Annotated in this window: 21 protein-coding genes; 8 read left to right on the forward strand and 13 right to left on the reverse strand. The window is 73.1% G+C overall.

Annotation, left to right across the window (positions count from 1 at the left end; translation table 11 throughout):
• Nucleotides 1–15: 15 nt before the first annotated feature.
• Nucleotides 16–1596 (reverse strand): GMC oxidoreductase, encoded by a 1581-nt coding sequence (locus tag CP980_RS29550; protein ID WP_150529464.1) that lies wholly within the window; start codon nt 1594–1596, stop codon nt 16–18.
• Between the two features lie 130 nt (nt 1597–1726).
• Nucleotides 1727–2659, reverse strand: coding sequence for a cyclase family protein (locus CP980_RS29555; RefSeq protein WP_229906987.1), 933 nt, complete (start codon nt 2657–2659; stop codon nt 1727–1729).
• 156 nt (nt 2660–2815) lie between these two features.
• Here CP980_RS29555 and CP980_RS29560 point away from each other — a divergent pair, with 156 nt between their 5' ends.
• On the forward strand, nt 2816–3769 hold the full coding sequence (locus CP980_RS29560) for a DUF389 domain-containing protein (protein WP_150529465.1): 954 nt from the start codon (nt 2816–2818) through the stop codon (nt 3767–3769).
• Between the two features lie 14 nt (nt 3770–3783).
• Nucleotides 3784–5529, forward strand: coding sequence for a cation:proton antiporter (locus tag CP980_RS29565; protein WP_132759019.1), 1746 nt, complete (start codon nt 3784–3786; stop codon nt 5527–5529).
• A 20-nt stretch (nt 5530–5549) separates the two neighbouring features.
• Here CP980_RS29565 and CP980_RS29570 read toward each other — a convergent pair whose 3' ends face one another.
• The 3 genes from CP980_RS29570 to CP980_RS29580 are packed head-to-tail and all read right to left on the reverse strand — an operon-like array spanning nt 5550 to nt 8959.
• On the reverse strand, nt 5550–6602 hold the full coding sequence (locus tag CP980_RS29570; protein WP_150529466.1) for a cytochrome d ubiquinol oxidase subunit II: 1053 nt from the start codon (nt 6600–6602) through the stop codon (nt 5550–5552).
• On the reverse strand, nt 6599–8071 hold the full coding sequence (locus CP980_RS29575) for a cytochrome ubiquinol oxidase subunit I (RefSeq protein ID WP_150529467.1): 1473 nt from the start codon (nt 8069–8071) through the stop codon (nt 6599–6601). The genes CP980_RS29570 and CP980_RS29575 overlap by 4 nt, the downstream gene beginning before the upstream one ends.
• A gap of 45 nt (nt 8072–8116) precedes the next feature.
• The gene (locus CP980_RS29580; protein WP_132758887.1) at nt 8117–8959 is read right to left on the reverse strand and encodes an SDR family oxidoreductase; all 843 of its coding nucleotides are present in this window, start codon (nt 8957–8959) and stop codon (nt 8117–8119) included.
• Between the two features lie 184 nt (nt 8960–9143).
• Here CP980_RS29580 and CP980_RS29585 point away from each other — a divergent pair, with 184 nt between their 5' ends.
• Nucleotides 9144–10061 carry an aldose 1-epimerase family protein gene (locus CP980_RS29585; RefSeq protein WP_167535896.1) on the forward strand — a complete coding sequence of 306 codons (918 nt, stop codon included), beginning with the start codon at nt 9144–9146 and terminating at the stop codon, nt 10059–10061.
• 41 nt (nt 10062–10102) lie between these two features.
• Here the strand turns inward: CP980_RS29585 and CP980_RS29590 are convergent, their stop codons facing one another.
• Both CP980_RS29590 and CP980_RS29595 read right to left on the reverse strand, forming a co-directional pair.
• A complete protein-coding gene (locus tag CP980_RS29590; protein ID WP_123517237.1) occupies nt 10103–10618 on the reverse strand; it encodes a universal stress protein in 516 nt (171 codons plus the stop codon).
• A 125-nt stretch (nt 10619–10743) separates the two neighbouring features.
• Nucleotides 10744–12711 (reverse strand): APC family permease, encoded by a 1968-nt coding sequence (locus CP980_RS29595; protein ID WP_150529469.1) that lies wholly within the window; start codon nt 12709–12711, stop codon nt 10744–10746.
• Between the two features lie 360 nt (nt 12712–13071).
• Between CP980_RS29595 and CP980_RS29600 the strand changes: the two genes are divergently transcribed.
• The gene (locus tag CP980_RS29600) at nt 13072–13707 is read left to right on the forward strand and encodes an alpha-ketoglutarate-dependent dioxygenase AlkB (RefSeq protein ID WP_189998519.1); all 636 of its coding nucleotides are present in this window, start codon (nt 13072–13074) and stop codon (nt 13705–13707) included.
• A 58-nt stretch (nt 13708–13765) separates the two neighbouring features.
• On the opposite strand, the gene CP980_RS29605 is transcribed toward CP980_RS29600, so the two are convergent.
• Both CP980_RS29605 and CP980_RS29610 read right to left on the reverse strand, forming a co-directional pair.
• On the reverse strand, nt 13766–14089 hold the full coding sequence (locus tag CP980_RS29605; RefSeq protein ID WP_123515766.1) for a YkvA family protein: 324 nt from the start codon (nt 14087–14089) through the stop codon (nt 13766–13768).
• 41 nt (nt 14090–14130) lie between these two features.
• The gene (locus CP980_RS29610; RefSeq protein WP_099894117.1) at nt 14131–14595 is read right to left on the reverse strand and encodes a MarR family winged helix-turn-helix transcriptional regulator; all 465 of its coding nucleotides are present in this window, start codon (nt 14593–14595) and stop codon (nt 14131–14133) included.
• Nucleotides 14596–14739: 144 nt separating this feature from the next.
• Between CP980_RS29610 and CP980_RS29615 the strand changes: the two genes are divergently transcribed.
• Both CP980_RS29615 and CP980_RS29620 read left to right on the forward strand, forming a co-directional pair.
• A complete protein-coding gene (locus CP980_RS29615; RefSeq protein WP_132758891.1) occupies nt 14740–15297 on the forward strand; it encodes a DoxX family protein in 558 nt (185 codons plus the stop codon).
• An 81-nt stretch (nt 15298–15378) separates the two neighbouring features.
• Nucleotides 15379–17184 carry a glycoside hydrolase family 15 protein gene (locus tag CP980_RS29620; RefSeq protein ID WP_150529470.1) on the forward strand — a complete coding sequence of 602 codons (1806 nt, stop codon included), beginning with the start codon at nt 15379–15381 and terminating at the stop codon, nt 17182–17184.
• Here the strand turns inward: CP980_RS29620 and CP980_RS29625 are convergent.
• From CP980_RS29625 to CP980_RS29640, 4 genes are all read right to left on the reverse strand, one after another.
• On the reverse strand, nt 17144–17389 hold the full coding sequence (locus tag CP980_RS29625) for a hypothetical protein (protein ID WP_229906988.1): 246 nt from the start codon (nt 17387–17389) through the stop codon (nt 17144–17146). The genes CP980_RS29620 and CP980_RS29625 overlap by 41 nt on opposite strands.
• Before the next feature lie 249 nt (nt 17390–17638).
• The gene (locus CP980_RS29630) at nt 17639–19045 is read right to left on the reverse strand and encodes an APC family permease (RefSeq protein WP_189998521.1); all 1407 of its coding nucleotides are present in this window, start codon (nt 19043–19045) and stop codon (nt 17639–17641) included.
• Between the two features lie 329 nt (nt 19046–19374).
• Nucleotides 19375–21516, reverse strand: a complete 2142-nt coding sequence (locus tag CP980_RS29635; RefSeq protein WP_425281773.1) for a GAF domain-containing SpoIIE family protein phosphatase — start codon at nt 21514–21516, stop codon at nt 19375–19377.
• A 4-nt stretch (nt 21517–21520) separates the two neighbouring features.
• Nucleotides 21521–23011 (reverse strand): MFS transporter, encoded by a 1491-nt coding sequence (locus tag CP980_RS29640; protein WP_373312859.1) that lies wholly within the window; start codon nt 23009–23011, stop codon nt 21521–21523.
• A 126-nt stretch (nt 23012–23137) separates the two neighbouring features.
• Here CP980_RS29640 and CP980_RS29645 point away from each other — a divergent pair, with 126 nt between their 5' ends.
• Together CP980_RS29645 and CP980_RS29650 are read left to right on the forward strand one after the other, a co-directional pair.
• Nucleotides 23138–24070, forward strand: coding sequence for a LysR family transcriptional regulator (locus CP980_RS29645; RefSeq protein ID WP_150529472.1), 933 nt, complete (start codon nt 23138–23140; stop codon nt 24068–24070).
• A gap of 107 nt (nt 24071–24177) precedes the next feature.
• Nucleotides 24178–25053, forward strand: coding sequence for a class I SAM-dependent methyltransferase (locus tag CP980_RS29650; protein ID WP_150529473.1), 876 nt, complete (start codon nt 24178–24180; stop codon nt 25051–25053).
• Nucleotides 25054–25076 lie beyond the last annotated feature (23 nt).

Below are 25076 nucleotides of genomic sequence, written 5' to 3' on the forward strand. Positions count from 1 at the left end.
CGGGTCCCGGTCATGTCATTGCAGGCGCTCGGCGAGGTGGTCCCCGACGCGCAGGGCGTTGGCGATGGCCGTCAGCGAGGGGTTGACCGCCCCGATGCTCGGGAAGAAGCTCGTGTCGACCACGTAGAGGTTGTCGAGGTCGTGGGCCTTGCAGTTGACGTCGAGGGCGGAGCTCTGCGGGTCGCGTCCGAAGCGGACGGTGCCGGCCTGGTGCGCCGTGGCGCCGATGGGCATGCCCTTGTGCAGGTAGATGCTGTGCGACAGCAGATGGTGCTCGTGCATGCCGAGGTGGCCGAGCATGCCCTGCAGTTTGTGCCGCAGCCGCTTCAGACCGGCGGTGTTGTTCTTCTCGTCGAGGGCGAGGTGGATCGCGCCGTCCCCGTCGAGGGTGACGCGGTTGTCCGGGTCCGGCAGGTCCTCGCCGCACAGCCAGAAGTCGACCGCGTGGTGGGCGAGTACCTCGAAGGGCATGTCCGGGGTGACGGCTCCGGCCCAGCGGGGCGCCTCGCCGTGGATCTGCTCGGAGTCGGACTTGCCGAGCATCTGGATGCCCCCGAGGGGGAAGTCCCAGTCGTCGCTGCCCAGGTACCAGTCGTGCAGTGCCAGCGTCTTCTGGAACCTGGTGCCGTTCGGTTCCTTGGAGACCGCCATCAGGGCCAGGTTGTTGTGCCGCATGTAGTGCCGGCCCACCGTGTCCGAGCTGTTGGCCAGCCCCCGCGGGTGCCGGTCGTCGGCCGAACGCAGCAGCAGTACCGCGGAGTTGACGGCCCCGCAGGCCACCACCACGACGGCGGCGGCGAAGCGGACGGTCGAGCCGTCGCCCAGTTCCGCGACGACCGAGGTGACGCTCCGTCCGGTGGGGTCCGTCTCCAGCCGGCGCACGTCGGCGTGCGTGACCAGTTCGACGTTGGGGTGTTCCAGCGCCGGGTCCACGCAGATGACCTGGGCGTCCGACTTCGCCCCGACCAGGCAGGGGAAGCCGTCGACGCGGTCGCAGCGGATGCAGGCACTGCCGTGCGCCGCCCGCCCCTGGTCGTCCTGGAGGAGGTTCACTCCGATGGGCAGGTGGAAGGGGTGCAGTCCCCGCTTCTCCAGGTCGTCGCTCAACTGCTGGATGCGCGGCTCGTGTTGTACCGGCGGATGGGCGTACTGGGCGCTCGCCGGGCCCTCGGTGGGGTCCTCGCCGTGCCGCCCGTGGACGAGGTAGAGGTGCTCGGCCTGCGTGTAGTACGGCTCCAGGTCGCCGTAGTCCAGCGGCCAGGCGGGGGAGATGCCGTCGTGGTGGCGGAGTTCGCCGAAGTCCTCGGGGCGCAGGCGGAAGAGCGCGGCGCCGTAGAACTTGGTGTTCCCGCCGACGTAGTAGTTCACCTCGGGCGGGAAGCGGTCTCCGTTCTTGTCGTACCAGAACTCCGGTGCGCGGTACTTCCCTTTGACGAAGACCTCGGTCGAGTCCCAGTTGTCCCGTTCACGCGGCAGGTAGCCGCCGCGTTCGAGCAGCAGGATCCGCTTTCCGGTGGGCGCCAGACGATGGGCCAGGGTGCCGCCGCCGGCCCCCGTACCGATGATGATGACGTCGTACTCCCGCGCCTCGGGCATGCGGGCCACCTCCCCGGAGCACGGATCTGCTCCTGTCGGGTGAGTTGGGGTGCATCCAGCACCTACAACGTAGCTCCGGCGGGCATGCCCAGCGACTCGGGCGGGCCGCAGCGCCCGGGCGCCCGGCAGGTCACAGGATCGCGAGGGGGTTGACGGGGGAACCGGTCGCCGCGGGCAGCCGTAGCGGCGCGATCACGCAGACGAACGACCACCGGCCCTCCCGCTCGCACAAGGGGGCCAGCTCCTCGAACTGCAGGTAGTCGAGCAGGTGCAGCCCCATGGCGTGGATGGCCAGTACGTGTACCGGGAAGGCGACGCCCCGCGCGGCGCTGGGAGCCGTGTCGTTGTTGCCGTCGCTGCCGAGCACGGCCACGTGGCGGTCGGCCAGGAAGCGCAGGGCGGTCGGGTGCAGTCCGGCCCGCGCGCCGGCCGCGTCCCAGGCGCCGAGCTCCCGGCGCCGCCGCCGGTGCCCGACGCGTACGAGGAGGATGTCGCCCGCGCCCACCCGCACCCCCTGCCGCGCTTCGGCGGCGGCCAGGTCCTCCGCGCTCACGTGCGTTCCCGGTTCGAGCCAGCGGGTGCCGTGCAGGCGCGGGATGTCCAGGAGCACTCCGCGGCCCACGATGCCGTCGCGGGCCAGGTCGATGGAGAGGGCCGCGGCGCCGTCCGGGGAGAGCACGTCCGCGGCGGGGACGCCGCCGTACAGGGTGCCCTCGTAGATGACGTGGCACAGGGCGTCGATGTGGCTGTCGACGTCGCCGTGGACGTTCATGGCGATGCGGTCCCGGGCGAACTGCAGGCCGCCCGGGTCCGGGGCGCCGCCGACGGGCGCCGTGAGCCGGTGCTGCGCCGGTTCGGCGTTGTCCGGTGCCTCGTGCGTGTTCACGGGCGCGGCGAGCGAGACCGTGCGGCCGGAGCGCACCTCGCGGAGCGCGGCCAGCGTCCGCGCGGGGGTGAGGGTGGCCAGGGCCCCCCGGGGCCCGGCCCCACCGGGGGCCGCCCGGCGCAGTTCACGGTAGAGCGAGCGGAAGCCGGCCTCGGTCATCCCGTCGGACGTACCCATGTCCTCACGATCGGGCACCCCGGCGGCCCGCGCGCGCCGAGCCGCGCGGCGGCCGCACCCGATTTGCCGAGCTCCCGGGCCGCCGCGTTAATGGACGGGCGGCCCCGTCCGTGCCCGACGCACCCGTGCGCTCCCCTCTGACCCGCGGAGATTCGCTTGGACATGCTGCACGTCCGGGCCGTCAGCCCGCCGGACCTCACGGGAAGCGTCATGGCCCTGTTGAGCGCCCAGCCGTGTGTCCTCAACCTCTCCCTGCGGCCCGACAGCGTACGGAACCCCGACGGCGACGCCATCGTGTGCGACGTCCTGACCGGAGTCGCCAACGAGGTGCTGCGCGGGCTGCGCGACCTCGGACTGGAACGGCGGGGGTCCATCGTCCTCGACCCGATCGACACGGCCTTCTCCGACCACGCGGCCAGAGCCGGGGCCGAGGTCCTCGGGTCGCGGCTGCGCGTGCCGGTGTGGGAGCAGGTGGAGGCCCGGATCCGGGCCGAGGGACGCTATCCGCCGAGCTTCTACCTCTTCATGGCCATCGCCGGTGTCATCGGCGCGGTCGGCATCATCACCAACTCGCAGATCCTCATCGTCGCGGCCATGGTGGTCGGTCCGGAGTACGCGGCCGTCACCAGCGTGGCCCTGGGCATCGACCACCGCTCCCGGCCCCCCGTCCGGGAGGGCCTCGCGGCGCTGTGCGGGGGCTTCCTGCTGGCCGTGGCGGCGACCTTCCTGTTCGCCCTGTTCGTCCGCGGCTTCGCCCTCCAGCCGCGCGCCTTCGAACTCGGCCTCAGGCCCGTGTCGAACCTGATCAACACACCCAACTTCTTCTCGGCGGTGGTGGCCGTGCTCGCCGCGGTCGTGGGCATCGTCTCGCTGACCGAGGCCCGCACCAGCGCACTGCTCGGCGTCTTCATCTCGGTGACGACGATTCCGGCGGCGGCCGACATCGGGGTCTCCTGTGCGTTCGCCAGCTGGGACGAGGCCCTGGGGTCTCTGTTCCAGCTGCTGCTCAACATCGCCGTACTGATCCTGGTCGGAACCGGGACGCTCAAGGTCCAGCGGGCGATGTGGCGGCGGGTCAGCGCGCACCGGACCCGGCGGACCGGGCCGTGAACACGGCCGCCGCCCTGTCGGAGGACCAGGTGTTCACGGGCCTCGCGCTGATCGTCGTCCTGGCCGTGGGCTCCCAGCTGCTGGCGGGCCGGCTGCGCGTCCCCGCGCTGATCGTCCTGCTGCCGGTGGGATTCGCCGCCGGCGCGCTGACCGGTGACGTGAACCCCGAGAAACTGCTCGGGTCCGCCTTCTCGCCGCTGGTCTCGCTGGCCGTCGCGGTGATCCTCTACGACGCCGGGCTCGGCCTGGACCTCAAGCGGTTCAGGGAGCACACCCGGCGGGTGGTGGTGCGGCTGCTCTGGCTCGGCGTGCTGCTCACCGCCGGGTCGGCGGCGCTGCTCGCCGCGGTGTTGCTGGGGATGTCGGGCGGCGCGGCCGTGATGCTCGGAACCATCCTGATCGTGTCCGGCCCGACCGTCGTCGGACCGCTGCTGAATTTCGTACGTCCCACCGAACGGCTCCAGCACATCCTCATCTGGGAGGGCACGCTCATCGACCCGGTGGGAGCCATCCTGGGCGCCCTCGTCTTCCACGGCGTGGTGGCCGGGAACAGCAGCGGCCCCGGCGGCAAGGTGGTCGCGTTCGCCGCCAGCGCCGCGGTGGGCCTGGCCGGCGGCGCCGTGGGGACCGTGGTGCTCATGCTGCTGCGCAGGCTGCGGCCCGGGCCGGTGCTGGGCACCACGGGCCAGCTGGCCGCCGTGATCGGGGTGGCGGCGGCCTGCAACGTGATCCGGGACGACACGGGCATGATCGCCGCCGTCCTGATGGGGCTGGCCGTGGCGAACCTGCCCGGCGCGGAGACGGGCGCCCGCAACCCGTTCTTCGAGACCCTGGTGCACCTGGTCATCGGCCTCCTGTTCATCTCCATCTCGGCCACCGTCAGCCCCCAGTCGCTGCGCCACGTGGTGCTGCCCACGCTCGCTCTCGTCGCGGTCCTCGTCCTGGTGACCAGACCCCTCGTGGCGGCCATCGCCTCGATCGGTACGGATCTGACGCGCGGGGAGCGCGGATTCCTTGGCTGGATGGCGCCGCGCGGCATCGTGGCCGCGGCCACCGCCTCGACGTTCTCCGCCACGCTGGCCGCCAAGGGCGTGGGCGGCGCGTCGAAGATCCTTCCCGCCACCTTCGTGGTGATCGTCGCGACCGTCACGCTCTACGGGCTCACCGCCGTGCCGGTCGCGAAACGGCTGGGCGTCGTGCGCTCCTCGCGCTCCCGGCCGCTGCTGGTGGGCGGTGCTCCCTGGGTGGTCGATCTCGGACTGGCCCTGCGTTCGGCCGGGCTGGAGGTGGTCATGTGGGCGGGGCACGACGCGCAGCGGGACCGGATCAGGGCCGCCGGGCTCGAACTCGCCCCCGGGGAGCTGTTCGCCGCGGCCACCGGCTCGGGCGCCGAGCTGGAGGGCCTCACCGGGGTCCTGCTCCTGACCGACGAGAGCGACTTCAACGCCCTGGCCTCCATGAACCTCCGGGGCAGCGTGGAGGGCCCGGTGTACCGCCTGGGGCCGGAGACCGACACCCAGGGCGTCGTCGCCCCGTACACCGGCGGCCAGGTGCTCTTCGATCCCGCGCTGACCGGGGCGGAGCTCTCGCGCCGCTACGAGCGGGGCGCCCGCGTCGTCACGCGCCGCCTCGACGGGCCCGTTCCCGCCGGGCACCACCTGCTGTTCCTGGTACGTGCCGACGGGGTGCTGCTGCCCGTCACCCGGACCGGCGGTCCGGTGCCGCGGCCGGGGGACGTCGCCGTACTCCTGGGCGGCTGAGGGCGCCGAGGAGCGCGGCGTCACCGCTCCTTGGCCGGATCCCGGTTCACGGCCGTGCGGCGCAGGTCGTTCTCGGCGAGGGGTTGCAGGGTGCCGCTGGTGTCCAGCCGGTAGAGCAGGACCAGCGGCGGTCCGACGAGCACGATCGCGATGGCCGTGACCAGGAGCAGCCAGCGCAGGGTCGTCGGGGCTCCGGCCGCCTGGTCCACGGTGAGCGAGGTGGGGATGAGGTACGGGCGCTGGGCCAGCCCCCAGGCGATCACGACGAGGGCGACGCTGCCGACCGCCGTGATCCTCGCCCAGCCGGTGGCCCTGCGGTACAGCAGCCAGGCGGTGGCCACCGCGCAGGCGGCGGCCACCAGGACGACGGCCAGGCCGGCGCCGCTGGTGAGGCCGTCGTAGACGTAGCGCGCGTCGTGGTGGGTGACGGCGAGGCCGACGACGGCCAGCACGGCGACGACCCCGAGGCTGCACCAGGCCCGCAGCCGGAAGTAGTGGACGAGGTCGGGGGCGTCGAAGCGGCGGGCGTCGGCGGTGAGGAACACCGCGCCCAGGAAGGCGGTCGCGGCGACGGTGAGCAGCCCGGCGAGTACGGACGTCCCGTTGGACCACGCGTCGGCGGACGCCTCCGTCCCCGGAGCGACCCGGCCCGTGGCCAGCCCGCCGACGACCGCCCCGAGGAAGAAGGGCACCAGGAGGGAGGACACGGCGAAGGCGGCGCCGTAGATCCTGCGTCGCGCGAGGCGGGTCATGGGCTTGCGCAGGGCGAAGCCCGCACCGCGCAGGACGAGCCCGACGGCGGCGAGCGCCAGGGGGAGCCACATGGCCGTGAAGACAGTCTGGAACAGGACCGGAAAGCCCGTCCACATGAACACCAGGACGAAGATGAGCCAGACGTTGTTCGTCTCCCAGACGGGCTCCATCGCGTGGTCGATCAGCCAGCGGGGCCTCTTGCCCCGTTCGGAGCCCCCCGCGAAGAGGTCCCAGAACCCCGCCCCGTAGTCGGTCCCGCCCGCACACGCGTAGGCGGCCACCGCGGCCAGCAGCACCCACGCCACGACGTCCTGGATCATCGCGCTCCTCCGTCACCGCGTGCGGAGCCGTGATCCGGTGCGGCCGCGGCGGTCGCCCGGCGCGGCCCGTAGGGGGTGTCGCCTTCCGGCGTGCCGGCGGCCTCGGCATCGCCCTGCTGTTCGTCGGCGGCCCGCCAGCGGGTGCGCATCTTGAGCAGGACGCCCAGGAAGGTCGCGAAGATCAGTACGTAGACCACGATGACGAGGGCGAGCATCGTCCACAGCGACGCCGCCCGGGTGTCCGTGACGGCTTCGGACACCCGCATGTTCTCGTAGACGATCCAGGGCTGGCGCCCCACCTCGGTGGTGATCCAGCCGCATTCCACCGTCACCAGGCAGGCCGCCCCGGCCACGGCGGCGCACCGGAAGAACCACGGTGAGCGCGGCAGGTCGCGGCGGCGCAGCCAGCACCAGCCGTACCAGAGCGCGAGCAGGACGAGGAGGCTTCCGATCGTCACCATGATGTCGAACGCCCAGTGGGCGATCGTGGCCTGCGTCGCCGTCGGGCGGTCGCTCGCGGGGACCGACGACAGCCCCGTCACCTGGGTGTCCGGACTGAAACCGGCGAGGATCGAGTCCAGTTGGGGGATCTTGAGCCCGCCGGTGACCGTTCCGTCGGCGTGCAGGCGCCCGAACATGTACTCGGGTACGTGGGTGTCGGTCTTCCAGACGATCTCAGTCGCGGCGAACTTGATCGGCTGCTTGTGGAAGACGGACCGCGCGATGGAGTCCCCGAGCACGAACTGCACGGGGGTGAGGATCGCGGCGACGGTGAACGGGACGGTGAAGCCCAGCCGGTGGTAGTGGTCACGCCGGCCGCGCAGCCACCCGACCGCGTACACCCCGGCCACGACGTAGCCCGCCGTGAGGACGACGCCCGCCACGAAGTGCCAGTACTCGGGGCCGAACATCGGCGTGAAGATCGCCTTGCGGACGTTGACGTCGACGGGATTTCCGCCCGCGTCGAGCGTGAAGCCGCGCGGCGTGTTCATCCAGGAGTTTGCGGCGATGATGCCGAACGCCCCCAGCAGCGCCGTCAGCGGCAGGGGGAGCCCCAGCCAGAAGTGCGTCCACGGCTTCAGCCTGCGCCAGCCGTAGAGGTAGAGGGCGATGAGGATCGCCTCCAGGAAGAACGCCCACGCCTCCACCCCGAACCCGAGGCCGAAGACATCGCCCCACCGGCCCATCAGGCCCGGCCAGAGCAGGCCGAACTCGAAGGAGAGCACGGTCCCGGTGACGATGCCGATGGCGAACTGCACGGCCATGACCGCCGACCAGCGCCGCGCGAGCAGCAGGGCGACCGGGTCGCCCTTGCGCAGGCCGCGGTAGTGCATCAGGAGGGTGATGGCCGGCAGAGCCACGCCGAAGGGCACGAGCAGGATGTGGGAGGCCAGGGTGAAGGCCATCAGTTCGCGGGCGGGGAGCAGTTGCGGAGGGGTGTCCGCCATGATCGCGATTGCGCTGTTCATATGGGCCTTAGCAGTTCGTGCCGGACGGCTGGAGGACTGGGGGCCTCAGCCGCCGGTGGCGAACCCGGGGAACAGGGTCATGCCCCCGTCCACGTAGATCGTCGTGCCCACGACGTAGTCGAGCAGGTCGGAGGCGAGGACGGTCACGGCGTTCGCGATGTCCTCGGGGTCCCCGACGCGGCGGTACGGGATGAGCCGCAGCAGGTCCGCCTCGGCCTCGGGGGTGTCCCAGGCGCTGCGGTTGATGGGCGTGCGGATGGCTCCGGGAGCGACGGCGTTGACCCGGATCCGGTGCGGGGCGAGTTCCTGCGCGAGCGTGGCCATGAGCATCTGTACGCCGCCCTTGGAGGAGGCGTAGTTCACGTGCCCGGCCCAGGGGATGATCTGGTGCACCGAGCTCATGCAGATGATCTTCCCCGCGGAGCGGGACACCTCCGGTACGACGCCGCGGCGCAGGAATTCCTTCGTCGCCTCACGGGCGCACAGGAACTGACCGGTGAGGTTGACGTCCAGCACCTTGCTCCACTGGGCCACGGTCATGTCGGTGACCGCGGCGTCCCGCTGGAGACCGGCGTTGGCGACCATGATGTCGATGGTCCCGAACTCCCGGACCATCCGGGCCACCATCTCGACCACCTGGTCCTCCTGCGACACGTCACCCTCGTGCGCGTAGGCGCGGACCCCGAAGCCCTCGATCTCCCGCACCACCTCCTCCGCGGCGTCCTGCCCGGAGACGTAGTTCACGACGACGTCGGCGCCCGCCCGTCCGAGGCCGATCGCGGTGGCTTTGCCGATGCCGGAGTTCGCCCCGGTCACCAGGGCCTTCTGCCCCTTGAGGACCTGGGGGACGGCGGTCGTTCGGCTACGGTCACTGCTGCTGGCTTCCACTGAACCGCTCCCTGGGTGCTGACGGGGACACGAAATCCGCGCCACCACGACAGCACCGCGGCACGGCCACGGCCCGGTGGCACGACGGCCACTGACCCGTTGGAGTGCTCTCCGGAACCGAACGGCTCAAGCACCCGGTGCGCGCGGTCCCGGACCCCGACCGCCACGGGCGAGGATGGCGGACATGCATCGGACGGGAGCTCAGTTCCGGCTGACCTGTGGTCCGCAGACCGCCGTCGTCGTGGAATTGGGCGGCGCCCTGCGCCACTACTCCGTCGGCGAGCGCCCGGTCGTCGACGGTTTCGAAGCCGACGACCCGATCGAGGGCGGACGCGGGCAGCTCCTGATGCCGTGGCCCAACCGGATCGGCGACGGCCGGTACCGCTGGCAGGGGCGGGAGCCGCAGCTGCCGCTCAACGAGGTCGAACACGCCAACGCCATCCACGGTCTGCTGCGCTGGACGTCGTGGCAGCCGGTGGAGCAGACGGAGCGCCGGGTGGTGCTGGCGACCACGCTCTGGCCGCAACCCGGCTACCCCTTCCACCTGGTGGCCCGGGCCGAATACGCGCTCGACCGCCACGGCATGACGGTCACGCTCACCGCGCGGAACATCGGCGACACCCCGGCACCGTACGGGGTCGGCCAGCACCCGTACCTCGCCGTGGGGCCCCGCACGGTCGACGACATGCTGTTGACCGTCCCCGCCCGGACCTGGCTGCGCACCGACGACCGCGGCCTGCCCGTCGCGTCCGAGCCGGTCTCGGGGACGCCCCTCGACTTCTCCGCGCCGCGGCCCATCGGTCCGCTGCATCTGGACACGGCCTTCACGGACCTGCGGCGGGAAGCGGACGGCAGGGCCGTCGTACGCCTCGCCGAGCCGTCCGGTGCGTACGGCACCGACCTGTGGCTCGGCGAGGGGGCGGACTTCGTGCAGGTGTTCACCGGGGACACCCTGCCCGGACCGCACCGGCGCCGGAGCGTCGCCGTGGAGCCCATGAGCTGCGGCCCCGACGCCTTCCGCCGCGACGCCGCGCGCGTGGGTCTCGAACCGGGGGCCCGGCACACGCTGCAGTGGGGGCTCGCACCCTGGCCGGGGGAGTGACCGACCGCTTCACGACGGGTCCGGGGCGGGGCGGGCCACTGTCATTCGGCAAGTTCGCGGGTGTCCAGCGGCAGCCGCCAGACGTTGCGCCGGTGGACGGCGTCGAGTTCGGCCTGGAGCGGGGACGGCGGCACGGTCAGTACGGGGCAGGGGGCGTGCGCCAGGCAGTGGCGGGCCACCGAGGGCCGCAGCAGGCGGCGTACGGCGCCCCGCGCGCCCGTCCCCACGACCAGCAGGTCCTCGGGGCCGCTCACCGCGTCGACGAGGGCCGCGCCGGCCGTGGCCCGTACGGCATGGCCCGCGAGGGTCACGCCCGGGCCGGCCGGGCCGAACGCGGTGTCCAGGGCGAGCCGCAGCCGCTCCACGGCCGCCGCCTTGACCGCGGCCAGCATCGGGACCCCGCCCGGACCGCGGCTGCCCAGGTCGCCGCCCGGCGCCTGCCAGGCCAGGACCACCCACAGCTGCGCGCCGCGCACCCGGGCCTCGGCGGCGGCCCGGTGCAGGGCCGTCAGGCTTCCGGGGCTCCCGCTCACACCGACCACGACTCTGTGCCCCACCGCGTCCACCCCTCGTCCGGTTCGCTGCCGGATCCCATGCAAGCGCCCGGCAGGCGGATGCGGGGGCCCGCTGACGGCTTCCTGACGGGGAGAGCGCGAACCATGACGGGTCGCTGACGCGGCGGTCAGCCGGCGTGGACGTGGGGGCGGCGGTCCCGGTCGGGCTCGGCCGCGCGGATGACCTCGCGGGTGACGGGGGCGACCTCGCCCTGGCCGAAGAGGAAGAAGCGGAAGAAGTTGGCCATCGGGTTGCCCTCGGTCCACTCGAAGTAGATGTGGGGGCGTTGCCCGGTCTCGTCCCGTACGTGGAGGAGGAGGGCGGCCAGCGCGTTGGGGATGCTGGAGCTCTCCAGGGTCAGGACGCGGTAGCGGCCGTGCAGGACCTCGCCGCGCACCCGCATGCCGGATTCGAACTCCGACGCGTCCAGGACGGTGACCTCGACGAACATGACGTCGTCGCCGGCCGGGATGTCGTTGTCGGCGCGGATCTGCGCCTTCTTCGTCCGGTACTCCTCGAAGTCCCGGTTGTCGGGCTCGTTGGCGATGAACCGGATCGTGCGGTTGGCGGTGTCGCGGACGAACCGCTGCGCCATGTCGTCGAACTCGATGTGCGTGACGCGCAGCTCGAAGACGCGGGCGAGGCGGGAGAGGAGGGAGAGGGCCATGATGCCGGCGATGAAGCAGGCACCGATCTTCACGCCGTCGGGACGCTCGGCGACGTTGACGGCGGTGGTGTAGACGAAGACCGCGGAGATCAGACCGAAGCCGATCGTCCAGCCGCGCTCCCCGGCCCGGCGGGCCGCGATGGTCACGGCGACGGCCGCGGAGGTGATCAGGACGAGCACGCCCGTGGCGTACGCGCCGCCCTGCGCGTCCACGTCCGCGTCGAAGATCCAGGTCACCAGGAACGCGATCAGGGTGAACACGATGACCATCGGCCGCAGGGCCCGCGCCCAGTGCGGGGCCATGCCGTAGCGGGGCAGGTAGCGGGGCATCAGGTTGAGCAGGCCGGCCATGGCCGAGGACCCCGCGAACCACAGGATGAGGATGGTCGAGATGTCGTAGACGGTGCCGAACGCGGAGCCGAGGTATTCGTGGGCCAGGTAGGCGAGGGCGCGGCCGTTGGCCTCGCCGCCGGGCTGGAAGGCGTCGGCGGGGATCAGCAGGGTGGTGACGAAGCTGCTGGTGATCAGGAAGACGCTCATGATCACGGCGGCCGTGGTCAGCAGCTTCTTCGTGCCCCGGATCCGGCCCGCTGGCTTCTCGTCGGTGTCGTCGGGGGAGCCCTGGACGTGCGGCATGACGGCGACGCCGGTCTCGAAGCCGGACAGGCCGAGGGCGAGCTTCGGGAACACGACGAGGGCGATGGCGATCATCATGAACACGTTGCCGTGTTCGGTGACCAGTGCCTGTTTCCAGTCGGTGACGACGTGCGGCTCGCTGATGACCTGCCACAGGCCGACCGCGATGACGACGACGTTGAGCGCGAGGTACGAGAAGACCAGGACCACGGCCACCCCGATGGCCTCGCTGAACCCCTTGAGGAAGACACCGCCCAGCAGGGCGATCAGGATCAGGGTGATCAGCACCTGGTGGCCGTTGAGCATGCTGGTCAGATGCGGGTTCTCCACCAGGTGCGCGGTCGCGTCGGCCGCCGACAGGGTGATCGTGATCAGGAAGTCGGTGGCCGCGAAGCCCAGCAGGGTCAGGACGAAGAGCTTGCCCTTCCAGAACGACAGCAGCCGCTCCAGCATGGCGATGGAGCCCTCGCCGTGCGGGCTCTCCTCCGCGACGCGGCGGTAGACGGGCAGCGCCCCCAGCAGGGTGAGCACCACGAGCACGACCGTGGCCAGCGGCGACAGCAGGCCGGCGGCGAGCGCCGCGATGCCCGGCTGGTAGCCGAGGGTGGAGAAGTAGTCGAGACCGGTCAGACACATCACGCGCCACCACGGCCGCCCGGGGTCGGCGGCCGCGGCCGCTGCGCTCCCGTCGGGCGCCTCCGGCGACCCGTGGCCCGACCGGTGTCGCGTCTGGTCGGTCAGGCCTTCCAGGAGCCAGGCCCTGAGGCGGCTCGGCCGGGCGGGGGTGGCCATCGCGAGTGCTCCTTCGTACAGCTTGGATCCGGCCATCGGTGCGACGGCTGGGCAAGCGTACGGAACCCGATCATTCGTGCACGCACGCGCTCTCGTCCTGACGGGCCCCCTACGGCGCCGCCCGGGGGACTGCTCCGGTGGGGGACAGGCCCGCGTTTCACCCCGGAACCCCCCTCTCACCTGCGCAGACGTACGGCTTCGCGCCTCTGCGCGCAGGGTGGCCCCGGCTCGCGGCCCCGACCGGTCTTGACGGCTCCTTAACGGCTCCCTAGCGATACCTTGACGCCCGGATTTCCGGGGCGCGGCCGCCCTGGGACAGTAAATCGCTCGAATGTTCGAGTGGCGCGATATGATGGTTCCGTGCGTACGATCCCCGGCCTCCAGGGCTCCCTCTTCGACCAGGGCGACGAGATCCGCCTCGGCCCGCTCCCGGGGCTGCGCCGCACCGCGCTCGGTGCGGGCGCCTGGGTCGATCACCTGCCCGGCTGGCTCTCGGGCGCCGACACGCTGTTCGAGCGCCTCGCCGAGGACGTGCCGTGGCGGGCCGAGCGCCGCCAGATGTACGAACGCGAGGTCGACGTGCCGCGCCTGCTCGCCTTCTACGGTGAGGGCGAGCCGCTGCCGCACCCCGTCCTCACGGAGGCCAGGGACGCGCTGACCCGCCACTACGCCGCCGAACTCGGGGAACCCTTCGCCACCGCCGGGCTGTGCCTCTACCGCGACGGCCGCGACAGCGTCGCCTGGCACGGGGACCGCATCGGCCGGTCCGCCACCGAGGACACGATGGTCGCGATCCTCTCGGTCGGCGACCCCCGCGATCTCGTCCTGCGCCCCCGCGACGGCGGCGCCACCCTGCTGCGCCTGCCCCTGGGCCACGGCGACCTGGTCGTGATGGGCGGCTCCTGCCAGCGGACGATGGAGCACGCGATCCCCAAGTCCCGCCGCGCCGTCGGCCCCCGCATCAGCATCCAGTACCGCCCGCGCGGCGTGGGCTGAGCCGGGTCGCCGCTGGGGCGCCGGGGGAGGCCGGATGGTCGGCGGAGGCGGGCCGACGCTACGCGGGATCCGGTTCCTTCGCCGCGGCGGGCTTCGAGACCCCGGCCCCGCCCGGCCGCACCGCCGAGGCCGCCGCGTGCAGGGAGCGCAGCGCCAGCAGCAGTACGCCGATGTCGTCGAGGTAGACCGGGTCCGGGATGAGGTCCACCGGAGAGACGGTGTAGATCACCGCGACCCAGAACAGCGCCTTGTCGCGCAGCGGGATCCCGGCGTCGAGCAGCAGCCGCCGGGCCGCGAAGACCCGTACGAGGAGCACGCCGGCCGCGATCGCCAGCCCGAGGGCGACGAGCGCGGCGATCGTCAGCCAGACCTTTGCGTCCATGCCACCCCTATACCCCGTTCGGCCCCGTCACCCGACCCAGGCTATCCGCCGTGCTCGCGCAGCCGGCGGCTCACCTCGCCGAGCCCGTCGGCGAGTGCTTCGAGCTGCGCGGGGGTCAGCACGTCGATGAGTGCCTCCCGGACCATGGCCACGTGCCCCGGCGCGGCCTCCTCCAGACGGGCCCGGCCGGCGTCCGTGAGGACGGCGAAGACCCCGCGCACGTCGGAGGGGCAGCTGCGGCGGCGGACCAGCCCCGCCTTCTCCAGCTGGGTGACCTGGTAGGTCAGACCGCTCTTCGAATTGATCAGGCCATTGGCCAGTTCCGTCATCCGCAGCTCGCCGTCCGGAGCGGCGGAGAGCCGTACGAGGATCTCGTACTGCGGGTGGGAGAGGCCGGAGTCGTCCTTGAGCTGCTGGTCGAGGCGGCGGTTCACCAGGGCGGAGGCGGCCAGGAAGCCGCTCCAGGCGCGCATCTCGCGCTCGTCCAGCCATCTCGTTTCAGCCATGGGCCCAGCCTACACGGGTTGTTCCAATTTGAATCACTCGTTAGGGTCGGGGCTGGCGGTTCGAATTTGAACAACTCGTGCACCATCCTGCTCCACCGCAACTCCGTCCCCACCCGGACCGCCCGACCGGAAGGATCCCCCCTCATGACCAGCCCCTCCGTCACGACGAGCAAGCCGCAGGCCGCGGCCGCACCGGCCGTTCCGCCCGCCTTCTCCACCTCCGCCCACGACGCAGGCCTGCTCCTCCTGCGCGTCGTCCTCGGACTCACCATGGCCGGCCACGGCACCCAGAAGCTCTTCGGCTGGTTCGGCGGCGGCGGCCTCAGCGGCACCGGCCAGTTCTTCACCGCCAGCGGGTACCCGGCCGGCGACGCCATGGCCGTCGTCGCCGGCCTCACCGAGACCCTCGGCGGCCTCGGCCTCGTCCTCGGACTGCTCACCCCGCTCGCCGGGGCCGCCGTCGTCGGCACCATGATCAACGCGATCGCCGTGCACGGCGCCGGGGCGTTCTTCGCCCCGAAGGGCATCGAGTACGAGCTGCTCCTGACCGTCGCTGCGGCCGCCGTCGCCCTGACCGGCCCCGGCAAGTACGCGGCCGACCGCTTCCTGCCCGTCGTGCGCGGCCACCGCCTGGCGCACGGCCTCCTCGCCGTCGCCCTCGCCGTGGTCATCGCGGGCGCGCTGCTCCTCGTACGCAACTGATCCTCGCGCTCGGATCGTGCTCCCGAGGGTGTCCGGGCCCCGGATTGATTGGGCCCGGGCATTCGAGGGAACAGCGCACAAATGACACAACCCATCGAAGACTACGCACTCATCGGCGACCTCATGACCAGCGGGCTCGTCGGCCGCGACGGGTCCATCGACTGGCTGTGCCTGCCCCGCTTCGACTCGCCCGCCTGCTTCGCGGCGCTCCTCGGCGACAAGGAGAACGGCCACTGGCGGATCTCCCCCGCCGGGGCCCCCGATGACGCGCAGTGCACCCGCCGCGCCTACGTCGACGGCTCACTGGTCCTGGAGTCGTACTGGGACACCCCGGACGGCGGTTCGTTCAAGGTCGTCGACTTCATGCCGCAGCGCGACGACGCCCCCGACGTGATGCGCATCGTCGAGTGCCTGGCCGGCGAGGTCGCCGTACGCAGCGTGCTGCGCCTGCGCTTCGACTACGGGCACGTCGTCCCCTGGGTGCGGCGGGTCGACGGCGAGCGGGTCGCCGTCGCCGGACCCGACTCCGCGTGGTTCCGCAGCGAACCGGCCGTGCCCACCTGGGGCGAGGCCAACAGCACCTGCTCGGAGTTCAGCCTCGCCGCCGGCGAGCGGGTCGCCTTCGTCCTCACCTGGCACGCCTCGCACGAACCGCGCCCCGAGCCCGTCGACCCGTACGAGGCGCTGCTGACGAGCCTGGCCGACTGGCGGGACTGGTCCGCCCAGTGCACCTACGAGGGCCCCTACCTGGAGGCCGTCACCCGCTCCCTGATCACCCTCAAGGCCCTCACCTACGCCCCGACCGGCGGCATCGCGGCCGCCGCCACGACCTCCCTGCCCGAGGAGATCGGCGGCGTCCGCAACTGGGACTACCGCTACTGCTGGCTGCGCGACTCCACCCTGACCCTCGGCTCCCTCCTGGAGACGGGCTTCCTGGACGAGGCCCGCGCCTGGCGCTCCTGGCTGCTGCGCGCGATCGCCGGCGACCCCGCCGACCTCCAGATCATGTACGGCATCGGCGGCGAGCGGCGGATCCCCGAGTCCGACCTGCCGTGGCTGCGCGGCTACGCCTCCTCCGCTCCGGTCCGGGTCGGCAACGCGGCCGTGGACCAGCTCCAGCTCGACGTGTACGGGGAGGTCCTCGACTCCCTCTACCTGGCCAGGTCCAACGGCCTGCCCGCGGAGCGGCACGCCTGGCGGATCCAGCTCGCGCTCCTGGACTTCCTGGAGCGCAACTGGCGCAGGCCCGACGAGGGCCTGTGGGAGGTGCGCGGTCCGCGCCGCCACTTCGTGCACTCCAAGGTCATGGCCTGGGTCGCCGCGGACCGGGCCGTCCGCACGATGGAGAGCGATCCCTCGCTGCTGGGCGACGTCGAGCGGTGGCGGACCATGCGCGACGAGGTCCACCGGGACGTGATCGAGAACGGCTTCGACCCGGTGCGCGGCACCTTCACGCAGTACTACGGCTCCCGTGAGCTCGACGCGGCCACCCTGCTCATCCCACGGGTCGGGTTCCTGCCTCCCGACGACCCGCGCGTGATCGGCACGGTCGACGCGGTCCGGGCCGAGCTGGGCAGCAGCGGTCTGGTCCGCCGCTACAGCACCGAGGGGCCCTCCGTGGACGGGCTGCCCGGCGACGAAGGGGCCTTCCTGGCCTGCTCGTTCTGGCTGGCCGACGCCCTGCACATGACGGGGCGGGACAAGGAGGCGCGGGAGCTGTTCGAGCGGCTGCTGGCCGTACGCAACGACGTGGGGCTGCTCGCCGAGGAGTACGATCCGGTGACCGGCCGCCAACTCGGCAACTTCCCGCAGGCGTTCAGCCACGTAGGCCTGGTGAACACGGCCATCACCCTGGGCCGTACGCACGCCCCGCCCCCCACCGTCTGACCAGCAGCCGCAGTTCGCCCCCGTCCGTCCGCAGCCGCAGGGGCACCGTGAAGCCCAGGTGGCCAGGGCCCGGCGGGCCTGCCGCGGGCAGGTAGGCGGTCAACTCGTTCGCCACGCGCGGCGCCGTGCCCTCGGGGTGCAGCGCGAGCCGCAGCACGTTGACCGGCGGCGCGAGCAGACGCGCGGCCGCGCCCTCGGTCAGCACCCCGAACGCGGCGTTGGCCAGGACCAGTTCGCCGCGCGGCCGGCGACCACCGCCGGGTACGGCAGGTGCCCGGCCAGGACGGACCGCAGGGCGGGCGCCCCCTACGGGCAGGTCGCCCTGCTGACGAGGAGGCGCCCCGGGCCTGGCGCGAGTACGGGGCGGACGCTCCCTTCGGCAAGGCCGTCATCACGACGGACGGGGCCCGCGGGAGCTGAACCCGTACGGCCCCGCCCATCGTCCGCGGGAGGATCAGACGGCGGCCGGCTCGTCGTCCTCGGGGATGCTGACCAGCCAGCGGGTCTCCTGACGCGGTCGCAGGTACAGAGCCCAGTACAGCGTGGCCACGGCCACGATCCCGCCGGTCCACAGCAGGTACTGGGTCTCCTGCTGCTTGAGGATGTACGCGAGTACGGCGATCAGCGCGATCGGCACGCCCGGCCACAGCGGCATCCGCCACGCGCCCACCTCGCGGTGCGCCCCGCGCCGGGCGAACAGCGCGGCCACCGCGACCAGCAGGTACATGCCGGTCACCGAGACGCCGGTGACCCCGTACAGGGTGTCGAGGTTGACGAAGCACAGGGCCGCGCCCGGGACGCCGACCAGGAGGGTGGCCACCCACGGGGAGCCGAAGCGGCCCAGCTTCGACAGCGCGTGGTTGACCGGCTCGGGCCAGGCCTTGTCGCGGGCGGAGGCGAACAGCACGCGCGAGTTCTGGATCACCATGACGATGCCCGCGTTGATGATGGCGAGGGCGACGCAGAGGCTGACGAAGGTGCCGACGGCCGAGTTGGACCAGGCGGTGACCATCCCGCCGAGGTCGCCCTCGGTCAGCGCGGACAGGTCGGGGGCGCCGACGGTGATGGCGATGACCGGGATCAGGATGACGGCCGTGGAGATGGCGAGGGTCGCGAGGACCGTACGGGCGACGTTGCGCCGCGGGTTCTCCAGCTCCTCCGACAGGTAGACGGCGGTCGAGAAGCCCTGCGTGATGAACAGGGCGATGGCGAGCCCGGAGACCACCATCATCGCGGTCACCGTGGAGGTGCCGCCGCCCTCGGCGGCCACCGTGCCGTGCACCAGCGCGTCGGCGCCGCGCTCGCTGTGCGCGAAGCCCAGTACGGCGACCAGCGCGGCGGCGACGACCTCCAGCACCAGGAAGATGCCGGTGATCCAGGCGTTGGCCCGCAGGTCGAGCAGGCCGGCCAGGGTGGCGAGCAGCATCACGGCGCCGCCCGCGACCGGGGCCGGTATGTGCACGATCGGCGCCAGGTAGTCGGCCGTGCCCATGGCGATCACCGGCGGCACGATCATCACGACCAGCAGGGAGAGGACGAACACCAGCCAGCCGGCCAGCCGGCCCGCCATGGTCGACACCATCGCGTACTCGCCGCCGGCGCTGGGGATCAGGGTGCCGAGCTCCGAGTAGCAGAACGCGACGCCGATGCAGAGCAGCGAGCCGATGGCGATCGTGAGGGCGGTCCACGTGCCGAGGCTGGAGAACAGGTCGGGAACGACGACGAACAGGGTCGAAGCGGGCGTCACACACGAGAGCGTCAGCAGTGTGCCGCCGACGACGCCGATGGAACGCTTGAGCTTCTGGGGGACGGGCCCGGTGGCGGGGGCGAGGGCCTGAGGGGCGCTGATCGTTTCAGACATCGGTGCGGGGTTCCGATCGGCTGGTGCGGTGAACTGAGGTGCGGGAGCGGTATCGCCTCCGAGGCGGTGGTGAGCAAGGTGGTTCGGTGGCTCCCGGGCCGACATCGAATCCCTGCGGGATTCGCAGGTCAATAGCGGTTCCCCTGCGGATTCCGTCGCCCCGTACCGCTGCGTCCGGCCGACGGCGGCGTTAAGCCCGCGTAAACGCTGCACGGAGTGCGGGTGCGGGAACCGCAGCGGGGCGCGGGCAAATTTTCTTCCGCTTTGCCGACATGTGCCCCCCGCGACACCACCTGCCCACGAAGTGGGCACCTGCGGGGGCGTCAGGTCTACGGAGCGGCTCCTCGGCCGCCCGTGCGCGAGGCCAGCAGCAGGGCGATGTCGTCCGGCCGGTCCGCGGAGCCCCCGGCGGAGCCGATCAGCAGGTCGGCCGTCTCGGTCAGCGGCGAGGGCGGGGCCGCGGCCAGCGCCGCCCGCAGCCGCTCCACGCCCAGGTCGATGTCCACGCCGGCTTCCTCCACCAGCCCGTCCGTGTACAGGGCGAGCACCGCGCCCGGCGCCAGCCGCAGCTCGGTCACCGGGTACGTGGCGCCGGCGTCGATGCCGAGCACCACCCCGCCCGGCAGGTCCAGCACCTCGGCCCGCCCGTCCGCGTGCCGCAGCAGCGGCTGCGGGTGCCCGGCCCGGACGGCCCGCGCCCGGCCGGAGACCGGATCGAGCAGCACGTAGCAGCAGCTGGCGAACTGGCCGGGGTCCAGACCGATCAGCAGCCGGTTGGTGCCCGCCACGACCTCGTCCGGCGCACCGCCGCCGATCGTGAAGGCCCGTACGGCGCTGCGCAGTTGGCCCATCGTCGCGGCGGCCGCCACCCCGTGGCCCTGCACGTCCCCGATCACCAGCGCGAGCAGGCCGTCGGCCGTCTCGACCACGTCGTACCAGTCGCCGCCCACGTCCATGCCCTGCGTGCCCGGCAGGTACCGGCCGACCGTCTCCACGTTCTCGCGCACCGGCAGCCGGTGCGGCAGCAGCGCCGCCTGCAGCCCGCGGGCCAGCGCCGCCTCGGTGTCGTAGCGCTGCGCCCGCTCCAGCGCCTGCGCGATCAGCCCGGCCAGCGCGGTGAGCACGGTGCGCTCCTCCGGGCTGAACCCGCGCGGCGCGTCGAATCCGAGGATGCAGGAGCCCACCGGTCGGCCCGAGGCTATCAGCGGCAGGAAGGCGCGGGCCCCGACGTGGGCGTCCAGCGGGATCCCCGGATAGGCGCTCGCCAGGTGCTCCATCGATTCGAAGAACATCGGCCGGCCCGTGGTCAGCGTCTCCACGCCCGGCAGCCGCACGTCGAGCGCGACCCCGTCGAAGCGGTCCAGGAAGCCCTGCGGGAAACCCGTCTCCCACGCCAGGTGCAGATGCCGCTCGTTGAGCAGGTAGATCGCCAGCTGGCGGCCGCCGAACGCGGGCAGCAGCTCCTGCGTGACCACCGCGGACACCTGCCGGGCCGTGACCGCCTCCGTCAGCGCGATCGCCAAGGACACCGGCCGGTACAGCGCCGAGGCCCGGTCCGCCGCCGAACCCGGGCCCGCTCCCGGCCGGTCCGCCGACCCCGGCGGGTAGCCGGGCGGCTCGGCGGCGTCGATCGTCACGGTCACCCCGTCCGCGCCCGGGCACAGCTCCACCGCCACCCAGTCCGCGTCCGGCTGCCGGCCGAGGCGGGCCGGGAAGCGCACCGGCTCACCGGACATGAACGCCCCGCGGAAGTGGTCCTCGTACGCGGGCTGCCCCAGCCAGGGCACGGCCTGCCACAGCACCCGCCCGCGCAGCTCCGGCGCGCCCAGACCCAGCAGGGCGGCGGCCGAGCGGTTGACGTAGCGGATCCTGCCCTCGCGGTCCACGGAGAGCACGGCGAGGGTGAGCCGCTCCAGGGCCTCGCGGGCCCCCTGCGCGGTGTCCGGCGGCGGTACGCCCACCGGATCGCCCGTCCAGGACACCGGCTCCCCGGCCCCGGCCCGCGCGGCGAGCTCCTCGGCCAGCCCGTCCGCGGCGGTCCGCAGCCGCTCGCGGTCGGCGGCGTCGACCGGGACCCCGGGGGTGGCGGGACGCAGGACGAACAGCACCCCGAACCGCTCCGGCCCGGCCATGACCGGCTCGTACAGCGAACCGAAGGGGAACGGCAGCCCGGCCATCAGCTGCGGGAAGCGCCGCATGGACACCTCCGCGTCGGGCAGGTGCACCGACTGGCCGGAGCGGTAGGCCTCGGCGACCGGGTACGGGCGGTTCACGTGCATACGCCACCAGGGCCGGAAAAGCCGCCCGGGCAGCCCCGAGACCACGGCCAGCAGCAGTGGTCCCTCGGCTCCCGAGCGCAGGTAGATGCCGCCCGCAAACCCGCCGACGGCCTGCACCGCATCGACGCAGGTCCGCGCGAGCACCCGGGCCATGGCGTCGGTGGCGGGGCCGCTGTCCGGTCTCGCCGTCACACAGTCAGCATGCGCCCCGGGCGCCGGACGCTGCATCCCGGCGCGGGCGGGCTCCGGCGCCCTTGCGGTAGCCGGCCACGACCGCGAGCGCCGCCAGCAGCAGCGCCGAGGCCGCCGTGCGCAGCGCCACCCCCATCGCGTCCGTGAAGGCGCCGATCTGCGCCGCGTCCCGCGGATCGCCGTGGAACCGGGAGGCCAGCACCGTACCGACCACCGCCACCCCCAGCGCGGCCCCGATCTCCCGGGCCGCGGTGTTCAGCCCGGAGCCGAGCCCCGCCTGGTGCGCGGGCAGCTCGGCGACCACGGTCAGCGTCAGCGAGGGCGCGCACAGGCCGGTCCCGACCGACAGCACGAGCAGGTAGCAGGCGTACAGGGCGTACGGGGTGTCCGCGTCGACGGTGGAGACCAGCAGCAGCCCGGCCCCGATCAGGCCCAGCCCGGCGCCGACCGGCAGCCGCGGGCCCGTCCGCTCCGCCAGCCGGGCTCCCAGCTTCGGCACGAGCGCCATGCCGACGGTCAGCGGGACGATCGCCAGACCGGTGAGCGCGGGCGAGAAGCCCTTCGCGTACTGGAGGTACTGGGCGTTGACGAAGAAGAGGGAGAAGAGCCCGAAGAAGGCGGCGCCGATGCCGAGCGAGCCGGCCCGCAGCCTCCGCGAGGCGAAGATCCGCGGGTCCAGCAGCGGGTGGGCGGCGCGCAGCGCGTGGCCGGTGAAGGCCGCGAGCAGCCCGGCGCCGGCGGCGAAGGCGATCAGCACCGCCGCGGAGGTCCAGCCGTACGAGGGCCCCTCGATGATCCCGTAGACGACCGCGAGCAGCGCCCCGGCCAGCAGCAGCGCGCCCAATGGGTCGACGGAGGCGTCGGACCGGGCGGGGGTACGGGGTACCGTACGGGCGACCGCGAGCGCCAGCAGCGCGCCGAGCGGGACGACGGCCCAGAACAGGGCCCGCCAGGTCAGGAACTCCCCGGCCAGACCGCCCCCGACGTTGCCCGCCAGGCCCCCGAGGCCGGCGGACAGCGTCCAGGTGGCGAGGGCCTGGCCGCGCCGCTCGGGCGGCGTCAGGTGGATCAGGACGGACATGGTGGCGGGCATGATCAGGGCCGCTCCGGCCCCGCACAGCCCGCGCCCGGCGATGAGGACCGCCGGGGCCGTGGCGAGCGCGCTGACCGCGCCGCCCGCGGCGAACAGGGCGAGCCCGGTCAGCAGGCCGCCCTTGCGGCCGTACCGGTCGCCGAGGGCGCCGGCCGGGATCAGCAGCGCGGCGAAGACGATCACGTAGGCGTCGACCGCCCAGACCAGCTGGCCGGGGGTCGGGTGCAGGGTTGAGGCGGCGAGCTGCGGGAGCAGCAGGTTGACGGCCGCGACCATGGCCTGGGCGACGAGCACGCAGGCGCACAGGGCGAGCAGCGCCGGCCGGGTGAGGGCGGCGGGCGCCGCGGCGGCCGGATCGGTGGCGGGACCGGTGGCATCCCGCTTGAGGGCATGGCGGAGCACGGCTCCTCCTCGGAGTCGGTGACGGTGCAGGGGTGTCGGAGCGGGGAGCGCGGTCGGCGTCATCCCCCGCGGCCCACCGTAGAGTTGGCGTGACCTGCTTTCCAGTGCAAGTTCTGCAAGGGATGAATGCGTGTGACGCAATTCGGGCTGGACCTCAATCTCCTCGTCGCCCTCGACGTCCTCCTGGAGGAGTCGAGCGTGTCCCGCGCGGCCGCCCGGCTGCACCTGTCCGAGCCCGCCATGAGCCGCACCCTCGGCCGGATCCGCAAGGCCCTCGGCGACCCCGTGCTCGTGCGCGCCGGGCGGAGCATGGTCCCCACCCCGCACGCCCTCGCCGTCCACGGCGAGGTCCGCGCCGTCGTGGAGCGGGCCCGGGCCCTGTTCCTGAGCGGGGGACAGGTCGACCTGCCCACCCTCACCCGCACCTTCACCGTGCTGGCCCACGACGCGTTCGCCGCCACCTTCGGGGCCACGCTCTTCGCGCGGGTGGCCCGCGAGGCGCCCGGCGTACGGCTGCGCTTCCTGTCGGAGAGCCACGTGGACACCCCGGCGCTGCGCGAGGGCGTCGCCGACCTCGAACTCGGCGTCGTGGACAGCGGATCCCCCGAGGTCCGCGTCGAGTACCTCTTCGACGAGCGGATGATGGGCGTCGCCCGGGCGGACCACCCGCTGCTGGAGGGCCCGATGACCGCCCGCCGGTTCGCGGCCGCCGAGCACCTCATCGTCTCCCGGCGCGGCCGGCTGGAGGGGCCCGTGGACGCGGCCCTCGCCCGGCAGGGGCTGTCCCGGCGGGTGGCGGGCAGCGTCGGCTCCTACCCCGCCTCCCTGTTCCTGCTGCGCGAGAGCGATCTCGTCGGCCTGATCGCCACCCAGGCCGTTCCGCTCGCCACCGAGCTGGGGCTGCGGGTCTTCGAGGTGCCCCTCGACCTGCCGGTGCTCCCTTTCGGCCTCGCCTGGCACCCGCGCCACGACGCCGACCCGGCGCACGCCTGGCTGCGGGGCTGCGCCCGCGAACTGCTCCCGGCGGTCGCCGGGCGGCCCGTACGCCCTGCGCACTGACCCGAACGCCTCCCCCGTCCGGGGGACGGGCCGCCGCTCCCCGTCCTGGCCGGGGGCGCTGCGGGGAACGATACGCACGCGTCCCACCCCGCCACGGAAGGCAGAGCATGCGGTTCCAGTACGACACCATCGGCGAGCGCTTCGTGGAGTCGAAGACCACGGCGGCCTTTGCCGCCGCCGACACCCACACCCTGCTCGGGGCGCTCGACGCGCTCGGCGGGGTGCACGGGCTCGACACCCTCGACCTGGCCTGCGGATACGGCTACAACACGCGGCTGCTGGCGCGCGGCGGGGCCCGGCGGGCCGTCGGCGTGGACATCTCGGAGGAGATGATCCGGCTGGCCCGCGCGCACGGGGTCATCGGCGGGGACGGCGTCGGCGCCCTGGAGGGAGCGGTGGGAGCCGTACGTCCGTCGGGCGCTGCGGCGGCGGCCGGGACGGCGGGTACGGAGGGCACGGCGGTTACCGAGACCACGGCCCGGGGAGCGGGCGGGGGCACCGCGACGGCCCCCGCCGTGGAGTACGTCGTCGCCGACGCGACCAAGCTGCCGCAGATGGGCCCCTTCGACCTGGCCACCGCCGTGTACCTGTTCAACCACGCCGCCGACCGGTCCGCCCTGCACGCCATGTTCCGGTCGATCCGCGCCAACCTGCGCGACGGCGGTCGGCTGCTGGCCATCGTGCCGAACGCCGGCGCCTACCCGCACGTCGACTGGTCGCCGTACGGCGTCCGCATCGTCGACCGCGTCGTGGAGGGCGACGCGCCGCTGCTCAAGGCCCAGTTCCTGACCAAGCCGCCGGCCGACTTCGAGTTCCGCGAGTGGTCGCACGCCGACTTCGCCGAAGCCGCCGTCGAGGCGGGCTTCTCCACGGTCGGCTGGCAGCCGAACCGGACCCCGCCCGCCGAGGGCGCGCGCGACGAGGAGTACTGGTCGGCCTACCGCGCCTGGCCGATCAGCTCGCTGATGACCTGCACGGCATGACGGCGCGCACGGTCTGGACGGCC

It is taken from the genome of Streptomyces vinaceus (assembly GCF_008704935.1).
Lineage (GTDB): Bacteria > Actinomycetota > Actinomycetes > Streptomycetales > Streptomycetaceae > Streptomyces > Streptomyces vinaceus.

What these genes read in the sequence shown, in the direction of transcription:
- CP980_RS29575 (WP_150529467.1), bottom strand. Translation starts at nt 8,071, where the DNA reads ATGAACAGCGCAATCGCGATCATGGCGGACACCCCTCCGCAACTGCTC.
- CP980_RS29650 (WP_150529473.1), top strand. Translation starts at nt 24,178, where the DNA reads ATGCGGTTCCAGTACGACACCATCGGCGAGCGCTTCGTGGAGTCGAAG.
- CP980_RS29605 (WP_123515766.1), bottom strand. Translation starts at nt 14,089, where the DNA reads ATGGACGCAAAGGTCTGGCTGACGATCGCCGCGCTCGTCGCCCTCGGG.
- CP980_RS29630 (WP_189998521.1), bottom strand. Translation starts at nt 19,045, where the DNA reads ATGTCTGAAACGATCAGCGCCCCTCAGGCCCTCGCCCCCGCCACCGGG.
- CP980_RS29570 (WP_150529466.1), bottom strand. Translation starts at nt 6,602, where the DNA reads ATGATCCAGGACGTCGTGGCGTGGGTGCTGCTGGCCGCGGTGGCCGCC.
- CP980_RS29615 (WP_132758891.1), top strand. Translation starts at nt 14,740, where the DNA reads ATGACCAGCCCCTCCGTCACGACGAGCAAGCCGCAGGCCGCGGCCGCA.
- CP980_RS29550 (WP_150529464.1), bottom strand. Translation starts at nt 1,596, where the DNA reads ATGCCCGAGGCGCGGGAGTACGACGTCATCATCATCGGTACGGGGGCC.
- CP980_RS29620 (WP_150529470.1), top strand. Translation starts at nt 15,379, where the DNA reads ATGACACAACCCATCGAAGACTACGCACTCATCGGCGACCTCATGACC.
- CP980_RS29610 (WP_099894117.1), bottom strand. Translation starts at nt 14,595, where the DNA reads ATGGCTGAAACGAGATGGCTGGACGAGCGCGAGATGCGCGCCTGGAGC.
- CP980_RS29555 (WP_229906987.1), bottom strand. Translation starts at nt 2,659, where the DNA reads ATGGGTACGTCCGACGGGATGACCGAGGCCGGCTTCCGCTCGCTCTAC.
- CP980_RS29585 (WP_167535896.1), top strand. Translation starts at nt 9,144, where the DNA reads ATGCATCGGACGGGAGCTCAGTTCCGGCTGACCTGTGGTCCGCAGACC.
- CP980_RS29595 (WP_150529469.1), bottom strand. Translation starts at nt 12,711, where the DNA reads ATGGCCACCCCCGCCCGGCCGAGCCGCCTCAGGGCCTGGCTCCTGGAA.
- CP980_RS29645 (WP_150529472.1), top strand. Translation starts at nt 23,138, where the DNA reads ATGCGTGTGACGCAATTCGGGCTGGACCTCAATCTCCTCGTCGCCCTC.